This window comes from Limnoraphis robusta CS-951, from assembly GCF_000972705.2.
In genome coordinates this window covers 1-11525 of the sequence record NZ_LATL02000174.1, presented here as the reverse complement: position 1 = coordinate 11525, position 11525 = coordinate 1, and the positions used below count along the sequence as shown (strand labels likewise).

Below are 11525 nucleotides of genomic sequence, written 5' to 3'. Positions count from 1 at the left end.
ATTGTAGAGAGATAGGTGGGCTGAAAATCGCCGTTTGTCAGGGAAATTTAGAAAAAAAAGTCCCCCTTTTTAAGGGGGATTTAGGGGGATCACTCTTCTAATTCCCTAAACTAACTCGCCTTAACAATAGCAAGAGAATGATCGAGGGCGATCGCATTTCCGTAGGGACTTAAATTCGCCCAAAGGGGAGAAAAGAAACGGTTGTGAAGTTCAATAACCTGAGCGAGATTTGTCACCAATTCAACGTTATCATAACCCTGTGCGGCTTTACGCCATGCGGTTAGGGTGAGATTTGTACTACCTTTAAAGGCGATTAAACCATCAATTACAATTAACTTTTGATGGGGAACAGTCGCCCAATTGTTAGCATCATAAACGGCTTTCAGTTGCAAATTGGGGGATTCTTGGCTGTAGTTTTGGAGTTCATCCCGCAGCCAAAGTTGATCGGATGTCAGGGCGATAATTCCCCGAACGGGTATTTTTTTAGCAACCAATTTCAAGGTAAATAAAAAGTCTCGACTGATTCCAAAACTATTAATATGAACAAAAGATTGGGCTTGGTTGAGACTATCTAAAAGAGCGCTAACGGGTGGATAATAGCGGTTGTTTGGGTGCATTTTTTGAGCGATGGAAGCGAACTTTTTGGCGTGTTCGATGATGTTATCGAACTCAATATAGAGGTTTAAGGCTTTATAATGATTGCGAAATTTTTCGTATTTTTCAGCCCGTGTTTCACCAGAAACAACCGTCTCTACCCCACAAACCGGACAGGGAATATTACCCTTTTCATTGCAGGGGTGAATAGATGTCAGCAACCCCAAACACTTCTGACAATGGGCGCGAGGGGGTTGTAAATTCAGCAGGGTTTGCAAGTCAAAGCCGAGTTGATTTTGAGAAGAATTGAGAGAATACATAATTAAATATCCTGAACGTTGACAATTTCATTTTGATTAATCTCTCGCAGAATTACGAGTGTAAATAGGGATAAGATTTGGGGAAGTCTTCCCGACAGTTTGGGGGAAATGGGGAAGCGATTTTTCCCTATTTTCCCTGTTCAACTTTGTTAGAGTCCGCTACAGTAGGAATAAACCAATTTTGGGAGAGTAAAACCATGTCAGATAAACGTTTAAAGTTGACTGAGGAAGAAAGAGAAGAATTAACAAAACTCTATAAAGAGAAAGGATTCACTCAACAGCAACTTGCTGATCAAGCGGGTATTTCTCTGGATACTCTCAAGCAAATGTTGGGAACAAAGGGAGACAAAGATTTAGTGAATAAATGGGATATTAAAAAAGTAGCTGAGGCTTTGGGTTGTCATCCGACTGAGTTTATAAATCCTCTACGTTGGAAAATTGAAAAAAGCAAATACACAGGAATATTTCAGGGACTAATTGAGGAAAAAATACGCAAGTTTGTAGGGCGGGAGTTTGTTTTTAAGGCGTTTAACAATTTTATTGAAACTCACGATAGGGGATATTTTACTGTGGTGGGCGATCCGGGTGAAGGAAAAAGTACAGTTGCGGCGAAATATGTGAACGATCATCCCTCTTGTCTCTATTATTTCAATGTTTATACTGATAGTCAAAATCGAGCGGATCAATTTCTAGAATGTATTTGTCAGCAACTAATTTGTGAGTACGGGTTGGAAGATTATCAACCGAACTCGTTACCGCAAGAAGCCAAAGAAGATGGCAACTTTTTAAAGAATTTACTTCAGAAAGTGAGTGATAAACTCAAACCCCATGAAAAAGTAGTGATTGTGATTGATGCTTTGGATGAAGTCAATATGAGTCATCAACAAAACGGTTTCAATATATTGTATTTACCCCGATATTTACCCAAAGGTGTGTATTTTTTGCTTACTCGTCGTCGAGAGTTAGAAACTCGGTTATTGTTTGAAACCCCTCAAGAGATCTTTGATTTCAAGGACTACACCATGAACAGTCGAGAAGATATCGAAAAGTATATTTATCTATTTTTTGAGGATGAAGAATTTAAAAACTCGTTATATGAGTGGATTGGTAATCAAAACCTAAACAAGAAGGAGTTTATTGATACTTTGGCAGAAAAAAGCGAAAATAACTTTATGTATTTGAGGTATGTGTTACCGGAAATTGCCAAAGGTTATTATCAAAATTTACAGTTAGAAAATCTACCCCAAGGTTTAACATCGTACTACGAAGACCATTGGCGACGAATGGGAATGCAGGATAAACCCTTACCGAAGTTAAAGATTAAGATTGTCTATATTCTCGGTGTGTTGCGTAAACCCGTTTCTCGTCAGTTAATTGCTAAATTTGCGAGTGTAAAAGATGAAATAATCGTTCAAGAGGTACTCAATGAATGGTCACAGTTTTTGCATTATAGTCAAATTCAAGGACAAACTCGCTATAAAGTTTATCATGCTAGTTTTGCTGATTTTCTCTTTCTTCCTCAGTCAACTTTAAACGNCCTTACCGAAGTTAAAGATTAAGATTGTCTATATTCTCGGTGTGTTGCGTAAACCCGTTTCTCGTCAGTTAATTGCTAAATTTGCGAGTGTAAAAGATGAAATAATCGTTCAAGAGGTACTCAATGAATGGTCACAGTTTTTGCATTATAGTCAAATTCAAGGACAAACTCGCTATAAAGTTTATCATGCTAGTTTTGCTGATTTTCTCTCCCGCAAAGAGATCATTGAAGCCGCAGGAATTGAAATTACAGAGATTCATGGATCGATAACGAATGCTTTGTTAGAAGATTTGGATACAACTGAAGACGAGGACTAAAACAATGGGTAAAATTGGCAACTGGTTGGCGAGAAAAACCGAAGAAGATAGAGAGTTTGTTTTAACCGAACTTATTTATCACCTGGTTGAAAACTCTCAGTTTGGAAAGGTGCATCGCTTTCTGACGGATTTTGAGTTTATGCAAGCCAAAATAGAAGCGGTGGGAATACAAGCGTTAATTGAGGATTATCAGCAAGTTGAACATCTGGAAACTGACGAAACATTGAGACTGCTACAACGAACTTTTGAACTATCGGCTCATGTTCTCAATAAAGATAAAAATCAACTCGCCAGTCAACTCTGGGGACGACTTTTATTGTATGAAAATAATCCCAAAATTCAACAACTTCTGCAACAAGCAAAACGATGTCAAACCTCACCTTGGTTGCGTCCAACTGCTCCTAATTTAACTCCACCCGGAGGAGCGTTAATTCGGACTCTTGTTGGACATACTGGTTGGGTAAATGCAGTTGCTATAAGTCCTGACGGATCAAAGTTGGTTTCGGGTTCATGGGATAAAACTGTTAAAGTCTGGGATTTAGTAACAGGAAAAATACTGTCTAGTTTAAGCGGACATGATAAGCAAGTTTCAGCAGTTTCTATCACTCCTGACGGATCAAAGTTGGTTTCGGGTTCATTGGATAAAACTATCAAAGTTTGGGATTTAGTGACTGGAAAACAGTTATCAACTCTCAGTGGACATGATGAGGTAAGGACAGTTGCGATTAGTCCTGATGGGTCAAAAATTGTTTCGGGTTCAGATGATAATACTATAAAAGTTTGGGATTTAGCAACGGGAAAAGAACTACTGACTCTCAGTGGACATGAGGATGGGATAACAGCATTAGCTATCAGTCCTGATGAGTCAAAAATTGTTTCGGGTTCACGGGATAAAACTATAGCTATCAGTCCTGATGAGTCAAAAATTGTTTCGGGTTCACGGGATAAAACTATCAAAGTCTGGGATTTAACGAGTGGAAAACAACTATTAACTCTCAGTGGACATAATTCTTCAGTATGGGCAGTTGCGATTAGTCCCGATGGCTCAAAGCTGGTTTCGGGTTCATGGGATAAAACTATCAAAGTTTGGGATTTAACGAGTGGAAAACAACTGTTAACTTTCAATGGACATGATGGTTTTGTCTCAGCAGTTGCGATTAGTCCTGATGGTTCAAAGTTGGTTTCGGGTTCATGGGATGGAACTATCAAAGTCTGGGATTTAGCCACAGGGACACAAATATTTACTCTCCGTGAACATAGTAGTTTTGTAAACGCAGTTGCTATCAGTTATAATGGTTCAAAACTCATTTCATGTTCATTGGACAAAGACATAAAAATTTGGGATTTAGCAATCAAAAAAGAACTATTAACTATTAGAGAAGAGAGGGGAAAAGTAAATGCAGTTGCTATTAGTCTTAATGGATCAAAAGTCGTTTCTGGTTATTCGGATGAAAGGATTGAAATTTGGGATTTAGTAACGGGAAAGTTACAAACAGTAAAGGAAATGCCAGTTTTTGGCAGCTACCATTCGATCATGGCAATTGCTATTAGTCCTAATGGGTTAAAAGTAGTTTCTCGTTCTTGGAGCCAAACGATTCAAATTTGGGATTTAACGATTCAAGAGATACCGTTAACTCTCTCTGGAAATAACAGTTTGACAGAAGCAGTTGCTATTAACTCTAATGGGACAAAGGTGGTTTCGGGTTTACAGGATGGAACTATTAAAATCTGGGATATAGTCACAGGAACAGAACTGTTGAATCTCTGTGGACATAGGGATAATATAAGTGCGGTTGCTATTAGTCCCGATGGCTTAAAAGTTGTTTCTGCTTCAAACGATAAAACTATCAAAGTTTGGGATGTGGGAACAAGGAAGGAACTATTCACTCTCAGGATATATAGGTATAAAATCAATGCAGTCGCTATCAGTTCAGACGGTTCAAAAGTTGTTTCCGCTTCATCGGATAGAACGGTGAAACTTTGGGACTTAAATACAGGAAAAGAAATAATCACCTTTATTGGAGATAGTGATTTTAATTGCTGTGCGATTAGTCCCGATAATCAAACGATTGTGGCGGGTGATGGTTCTGGAATATTGCATTTTCTGCGGATAGAAAACTTGGACGTGAACGGCGTTGATTGAACTGAATACTCATTCAATGACATCGGATATTTTACAGCGTTAAACGGGAGGAAATGCAAACATATTCAAGCTTGAACATCAGGAAAATTGTGTTGATTTTGATGATTAGAGGGTTCAGCAAACCGGGAACCCCCATCACCTTGTACGGGAGGTTCAGGCTTGAAAAATCGACAAATTATTACTGTTTCAATTTGAGGTAAATTCATCACAGAATTAACCTGACTGAATACACTAGAACTCATCACCGCAGTAAAAAATAGTAGATTGATAACAGTTTTAAATTTCATCATCTCACCCCGGTACTCTACTATTTACTCAGGGGAAATCGGGAAATTTTATGCAAATCCTGTTTTTCGTGTGACAGTTATTCCTCTGGACTGTGGCGGGGTTGGTAAGGTAATAATGATAGAGTATAAAAAATAAAATCCTCAGAAAATTCCCCTTCGCCTTTTAGGAGAGGGGGTTAGGGGGAGAGGTAATAGAGAAATTTAATCCTCAGAAAATTCCCCTTCGTCTTTTAGGAGAGGGGCTGAGATTATTTAGATTAATTTTTTATTTTAATAACTTCCGAAGGAGTTGATCAATATGTTGTCGGGTTTGCTCGAGTTGAAAGTTTTCATTGGCTTTTTGGTAAGCTTCTGTTGCAACATGAGCCGCTAATTCGGGATTTTGATAGCAACTATTAATTACGTTAGCGAGTTCTTCCGAGTTTCCAGGACTCACTAGCCAGCCTGTAAACCCGAAACCACCTTTGTCCCATTAGAGTTAATAGCAACNGGGCTGAGATTATTTAGATTAATTTTTTATTTTAATAACTTCCGAAGGAGTTGATCAATATGTTGTCGGGTTTGCTCGAGTTGAAAGTTTTCATTGGCTTTTTGGTAAGCTTCTGTTGCAACATGAGCCGCTAATTCGGGATTTTGATAGCAACTATTAATTACGTTAGCGAGTTCTTCCGAGTTTCCAGGACTCACTAGCCAGCCTGTTTTTCCGGGATTAACTAATTCGACTACACCCCCCGCAGCAGACGCCACAATGGGAGTTTTACACAGCATTGCTTCAATGATAACCCGTCCAAAAGGTTCGGGAGAGGTGGAAGTATGAGCGACTAAATTACAAGCGGTCATCAAGGGTACAATATCGGAACGAAACCCTAAAAATTTAACTCGGTTTTGGAGTCCTAAATCATCTACTTGTTTGTGGAGTTGTTCGACATATTCTTGCTCTCCAAAGAGTGCATCTCCGACCAAAAGAGCAATAACATTTTCAGGACATTGGGTTAAGGCTTCTAATAAAATATGTTGTCCTTTCCAGGGAGATAAACGGCTAAAATGACCGACTATAAATTTCCCTTCTAGTTGAAATTGTTGTTGAATGGTATTAACGTCTGAAGTTGCCGCTTGATATTTTTCGGGTTGAAAACCATTATAAACAACTTGAGTAATTTCTAATCGTCCTCCCGATTCTAGAAAGGCAGTGCGAGTCGCTTCAGAATTGGCAATGACTAAAGAGGAACGGTTTGCTAATGTTACTGCAATGCGGCGATTTGTTGTACTAAAATGATCGGCGTTGAGAATATCTCGTAGATGATAAACCAACGGACGACGACTGAGAAAACTGGCTAAAGCACCGACAACTAAAGCTTTTTGAGTGTTGGCATAAATAATATCATAATTTTTGGCGATTTTAGCAACATTTAAAACCAGGGGTGTAATTGAACTAAAACTGCTTAAGCTTTGGAGAATACCGCTATCTTTTTGGACGTTAATAGACTGATTTGTTATAATTTTAACGGGGATTTGTTGTTGTTCGAGTAAGTAGCGAAAAGCACCATCGGCAAATAAACCCACTAAGCAGTTTTCACGATAGAAAGAAGCTACATCAGCCAGAGAAAGTTCCGCACCGCCTAATTTACCACTTTGATCNAAAACTGCTTAAGCTTTGGAGAATACCGCTATCTTTTTGGACGTTAATAGACTGATTTGTTATAATTTTAACGGGGATTTGTTGTTGTTCGAGTAAGTAGCGAAAAGCACCATCGGCAAATAAACCCACTAAGCAGTTTTCACGATAGAAAGAAGCTACATCAGCCAGAGAAAGTTCCGCACCGCCTAATTTACCACTTTGATCTAAAAATAGGATTTTCATTAGATTGAGTTTGAGATCGGTTAATGAGTAAATTTTGATTATAGATTCTAATTAAATTAGAAGAAGGTTTCTAACTTTTTGAGAAATATCCAACCAATTAAAATGAGTAGAAGCGTATTCTCGACAAGCCTCACGGCTGGGTAGAGGAATTTGATCTTTGAGGACAGCTTGGAGTTTAGATGTAATTGCTTTTACTGTTATGGAATCTGTTATTAATTCCGGGGAAAACGGCTCTAAAATTTCCGGCATTCCGCCTACAGGTGTACACAAAACGGGTGTTCCACTGGCCAGAGATTCGAGTAAAATTAATCCAAATCCTTCTAAAGCTTGTGAAGGAACAACGGTTAGATCAGCAGCTTGGTAAGCGATGGGTAATTGTTCATCGGGTAAGTAACCGAGAAATTTAACATGATGATTGAGTGAGAGTTCAGTGGCTTGTTGTTCTAATTTTTCTCGTAAAATTCCTTTCCCTGCAATGGCTAACCAAACATCAGGAATGTGAGATTTTAGATTCGCCAAGGCTTGCAATAATGGGCTAATTCCCATGCGATTAACTAAGCGACGAGGGGTAAAAAGAATGAAGCGATCTTGTGGAAAATTAAGCTGTTCACGGGCTTGTTGACGAGATAAGTTAGCTTGAAAGCGATGGGTGTCAACTCCGCCGGGAATCATGTTTATTTTACTCCAAGGAATGTGATAGTTTTGGTTTAAAATATTACCAAAGGCTTGACTCAAAACAATAAAGCGATCGCAATGTTTGTAGACTTGTTGTTCCATGCAATACTTTGACCAAACTCCTAGCTTTTTTGCGCCTTCACCTTCGCTTTCTAATGCCCAAGGGCCATGAAAAGTAAAGGTAACAGGGACATCTTTCGGGAAGCTTGAAAGGATCGGTAAACTATACAGTGAAAAATGCAAGTTAATCGCATCAGGCTGAGTTAAATATCTGTTTTTGAAGTTTTTATGAGTTAACCAAAGTCGCTCTAAAAGTGAATGATTAGGTTCAGCTAAATTAGTCAGTTTTATGGGAGAGTTGGGTTCAATGGGTGGCAGTCCAACACCGCATAATTCAACGTTATCTCCTTGGGAGGCAAGTTGATGAGTGAGTTCATAAACATAGCGATTGAGTCCACCTGGCATAGTAGGAAACCAGCCATTCCCTACACAAAGAACAGAAGCTGACATGATAAAATTTTTGAGAGATTTTTGAACTATGATTTATTATAATAGGTAACGAGAGTGAATTAAACATTAATCTGTTTTTTATCCCAATATATTTATGAAAATCCTCCACATTTTGAATCATATTCGGGCAACAGGGAACGGTATTGTCAATGTTGCTGTGGATTTAGCTTGTTTGCAAGCAAAAGCAGGTTATCAGGTGGGTATTATTTCAGGCGGGGGAGAATATGAAGCCTTACTCAACGATTATGGAGTTCAGCTTTTCCTACTCAATCAAACTCGAAAACCCATAAATATTATTAAAGCGGCGATGGGTTATCGAGCAATTATTAAAGATTTTAAACCGGATATTATTCACGCTCACATGATGACTGGAATGGTATTCGCTAAAGTTTTAAAGGGTAATTTTAAATACGGACTTGTTTCTACTGTTCACAATGAATTTCAACGCAGTGCGGTACTGATGGGTTTGGCAAATCGAGTGATTGCGGTGAGTCATCCTGTTGCTCAATCGATGATCAAACGAGGAGTGAACTCTCAGAAGTTGCGAGTTATTACGAACGGAACATTAGGGAGTCCACGAACGCGATCATTAGTTGATTATCAACCGTTATCTTTAAAACGTCCTGCTTTAACAACGGTTGCAGGAATGTCCCAGCGAAAAGGAATTTCAGAGTTAATTGATGCTTTTGCTCAAATTGCTTTAGACTTTCCAAACGCTCATCTTTATTTAGTAGGAGATGGCCCCGATAAACAACTTTTTGAAACTCAAGCTCAAAAAATATCTGTTAGCGATCGCATTCATTTTGAAGGTTTTCAACCGGAACCTCAACGTTATCTCCTGGCTACAGATATTTTTGTACTCGCTTCACATCGTGATCCTAGTCCTTTGGTTATTCCAGAAGCCCGTGAAGCAGGATGTGCAATTGTAGCCAGTGATGTTGATGGAATTCCTGAAGCTTTAGAAGGTGGAAAAGCAGGTGTTTTAGTTACCCCTAAAAATAGTCATGCTTTGGCTATTGCATTGCGAGAATTACTCAGTCATCCTGATCTTTTACAACAGTTTAGAGAACGAGCCAAACAAAATTTAGAGGATTTGCAGGTTTCGAGAGTCAACCAAGAAACGTTAGAAGTTTACCAAGAATTATTGTTGAAACGTTGAGTTTCTTAAGTGGGTCTTAACTCAACAATTAACGGATGATCGGGGACTTTGAGCAGCAGTTTTTGAGGATTTTTTGATTGAAATATCGGACGAGTTGAATCAATTGGCTCATAACCATTAGCCTGAACAATATCTGTGTTTAAGGTTAAAGTCACTTCTTGTGAAGAAACATTCAGATCAATATTGTTTTTCAGGTCGAAACTTGGAACTTCTTGCCAAAGAATTAGATAAAAGATGCCTTTTTTATTTTGTAAGAGTGTATGATGCACATTATTGATGTTTCCATCCAAACTATAGTTTAAAGAGTTAAGTGAAGCTAAAGAATTAGAAGTTTCATTGTCTTCTTCCAACAGATCCATCATATTTCTAATTGCAATAAAAGCGGGTTTTCGTGAACCATCCGAACGCAAAAGACCAAAGTTTAAATTGGGATTGTCTGCCTCGGGATTGGGTTTTTGATTGATGAGCTGATGGATGTAAGTGCGTTGAATTCCTCGATTAAAATACTCCAAATATAATCGACTGAGATAACGAGCAGCCGCCCGTTCAGAAACTCCGGGTTGAGAGTTATTGTCTGGCTTATTAATAGCATTATGATAACCACATTCAGTGGCAATAATCGGTCGATCTCCACACATTTTTTTTGCGTAGGGTATCCATTTTTCATCGAGATCAATACTCGGAATCTGTCCCCCTGCATAGCTGTGCATATTCCCAATATCGCAAGGAACTTTCCCAAGTTTAGCAGCATTGTGCGGACGACCCATTGAAGGACTCAAAATGGGTAAATTTTTGGTTGCTGTATTGTTTTTTAGGGCTGAATAGAGTTCAGTTTGAAACAACCGTAATCCGTCTGGAAAAGCTTGTTCTTTGTACTGATATTTAGAATTCAAATCCCATTCGTTCGGGCCTTCTACAGCTTCAATAGAATCCTGAACAGATTTAGCAACAGTTACAGCTTCAGCCGCGTTAATTCCGTCTCTAGGGTCCATGACAAAAATCGATTTTATTCCTTGCCGACCCAAATTATTAAACTTTTCCTGCGTTTCCGTGTCGTTAATTTTCACTCCATCTCTAATATGATGAACGCCTAATTCTTGTAAGCGAGGTTTAATAATATCAGTGAAATTGTTGTAAGCAGTATCTCTATAATTGAGATGAACAACAACCCCAATAGAGTTTAGAAAAGAGTCTACAGTTTTAGCGCGTTCAAGTTGAGTTTCTGGGGAAGCAGTCGGTCGTAAATTACAAGCTATTAAGGTGATTAAAAAAATCACAAAAAGAGTAAAAAATTTTAAAATTTGTTTCATTGTAGTGAAGAAGCTAATTTAAACAATATCAATCAACTCAGTAAAAGAGTGATAGAGGGCTGTAGCATTCTCTAAAATTTCAGAGTTTCTGGATAGTAAAAACTCTTGTTTCTTTTTTTCTTTCAAAGCTTGACGTATAGATGATCTCGTAGAATTATCACTCACTTTAGCTTTGCAATGGATTTGTGCTTGTGCAGTATGTACGAGATCAAACTGGGTATTAAACTTGATATTTAATCTGTGTATAACTTGATCTAGATGTTGTGTTGTTTGATCAAAGCTACTGACGATATAGCAAGAGGAATAGGGTTTTAATTTTGAATAAAAACCTATAAAACTTTGCAAGCCTTGAGTTACTGAAATATAAGGCCAGCGACTGGTGAGTGAAAGAATAGTATTCATCGGATCTCTAATGGTTAATAATATAGGTATTTTCCATTTCGTAGCTTGTATAATTTGAGCAGGTGAATGAAGGTGATGCGCGAGTTTAATCGGTTTGGTTTGGCTCGTTTGAAATGCTAAGGTTGCAAAGCTATTTGCTGAACCTTGAAAGCCATCAATTACGATTTCCGTATCAGGGCTAACAAAACATTCTTTAGGATCGCCTCCTCTTGATTTTTGTTTGTACTGTCCCCACCAAAGATAGGGTTGATAAAGCAGGCTTAAAGTTGGTTCTCTCGCTAGAATAGAGCGAACAGAAAAGTTTATTTGTTTAGGTTTTTTGATGAGAGTATTTAAGGCGATATTGATGGGTTTCATTTTTTAATTTTCCGGTAAAAAATTAATTAAACTTGAGTAAAACAATCTTTATA

8 protein-coding genes and 3 pseudogenes are annotated in these 11525 nt (G+C 38.3%); 3 read left to right on the top strand and 8 right to left on the bottom strand.

The window, feature by feature from the left end; translation table 11 throughout:
- Positions 1-110: 110 nt before the first annotated feature.
- A complete protein-coding gene (locus WN50_RS14920) occupies positions 111-914 on the bottom strand; it encodes a phospholipase D-like domain-containing protein (RefSeq protein WP_046279933.1) in 804 nt (267 codons plus the stop codon).
- Between the two features lie 197 nt (positions 915-1111).
- On the opposite strand from WN50_RS14920, the pseudogene WN50_RS37135 reads away from it, so the two are divergent.
- Together WN50_RS37135 and WN50_RS14905 are read left to right on the top strand one after the other, a co-directional pair.
- Positions 1112-2450: pseudogene (locus WN50_RS37135) on the top strand (P-loop domain-containing protein); the annotation flags it as partial.
- Between the two features lie 322 nt (positions 2451-2772).
- On the top strand, positions 2773-4911 hold the full coding sequence (locus tag WN50_RS14905) for a WD40 repeat domain-containing protein (protein ID WP_046279932.1): 2139 nt from the start codon (positions 2773-2775) through the stop codon (positions 4909-4911).
- Positions 4912-4976: 65 nt separating this feature from the next.
- Here the strand turns inward: WN50_RS14905 and WN50_RS14900 are convergent, their stop codons facing one another.
- The 5 genes and pseudogenes from WN50_RS14900 to WN50_RS14885 form a co-directional block, all read right to left on the bottom strand.
- The gene (locus tag WN50_RS14900) at positions 4977-5201 is read right to left on the bottom strand and encodes a hypothetical protein (protein ID WP_152964821.1); all 225 of its coding nucleotides are present in this window, start codon (positions 5199-5201) and stop codon (positions 4977-4979) included.
- Between the two features lie 262 nt (positions 5202-5463).
- Positions 5464-5634: a glycosyltransferase gene (locus WN50_RS34095; protein ID WP_200906287.1), complete on the bottom strand. Its 171-nt coding sequence runs from the start codon at positions 5632-5634 to the stop codon at positions 5464-5466.
- Between the two features lie 80 nt (positions 5635-5714).
- Positions 5715-6836, bottom strand: a pseudogene (locus tag WN50_RS14895) (glycosyltransferase); the annotation flags it as partial.
- Between the two features lies 1 nt (position 6837).
- Positions 6838-7059: pseudogene (locus tag WN50_RS14890) on the bottom strand (glycosyltransferase family 1 protein); the annotation flags it as partial.
- A 51-nt stretch (positions 7060-7110) separates the two neighbouring features.
- Positions 7111-8244, bottom strand: coding sequence for a glycosyltransferase family 4 protein (locus tag WN50_RS14885; protein ID WP_046279929.1), 1134 nt, complete (start codon positions 8242-8244; stop codon positions 7111-7113).
- 94 nt (positions 8245-8338) lie between these two features.
- On the opposite strand from WN50_RS14885, the gene WN50_RS14880 reads away from it, so the two are divergent.
- Positions 8339-9403 (top strand): glycosyltransferase family 4 protein, encoded by a 1065-nt coding sequence (locus WN50_RS14880; RefSeq protein WP_046279928.1) that lies wholly within the window; start codon positions 8339-8341, stop codon positions 9401-9403.
- A 5-nt stretch (positions 9404-9408) separates the two neighbouring features.
- Here WN50_RS14880 and WN50_RS14875 read toward each other — a convergent pair whose 3' ends face one another.
- Positions 9409-10713 carry a hypothetical protein gene (locus WN50_RS14875; RefSeq protein WP_046279927.1) on the bottom strand — a complete coding sequence of 435 codons (1305 nt, stop codon included), beginning with the start codon at positions 10711-10713 and terminating at the stop codon, positions 9409-9411.
- Between the two features lie 18 nt (positions 10714-10731).
- Positions 10732-11472, bottom strand: coding sequence for a hypothetical protein (locus WN50_RS14870; RefSeq protein WP_046279926.1), 741 nt, complete (start codon positions 11470-11472; stop codon positions 10732-10734).
- Positions 11473-11525 lie beyond the last annotated feature (53 nt).

Excerpts from the sequence above, each read along its gene's own strand:
- WN50_RS14920 (WP_046279933.1), bottom strand. The coding sequence starts at position 914 with ATGTATTCTCTCAATTCTTCTCAAAATCAACTCGGCTTTGACTTGCAA.
- WN50_RS14905 (WP_046279932.1), top strand. The coding sequence starts at position 2,773 with ATGGGTAAAATTGGCAACTGGTTGGCGAGAAAAACCGAAGAAGATAGA.
- WN50_RS14900 (WP_152964821.1), bottom strand. The coding sequence starts at position 5,201 with ATGATGAAATTTAAAACTGTTATCAATCTACTATTTTTTACTGCGGTG.
- WN50_RS14885 (WP_046279929.1), bottom strand. The coding sequence starts at position 8,244 with ATGTCAGCTTCTGTTCTTTGTGTAGGGAATGGCTGGTTTCCTACTATG.
- WN50_RS14880 (WP_046279928.1), top strand. The coding sequence starts at position 8,339 with ATGAAAATCCTCCACATTTTGAATCATATTCGGGCAACAGGGAACGGT.
- WN50_RS14875 (WP_046279927.1), bottom strand. The coding sequence starts at position 10,713 with ATGAAACAAATTTTAAAATTTTTTACTCTTTTTGTGATTTTTTTAATC.
- WN50_RS14870 (WP_046279926.1), bottom strand. The coding sequence starts at position 11,472 with ATGAAACCCATCAATATCGCCTTAAATACTCTCATCAAAAAACCTAAA.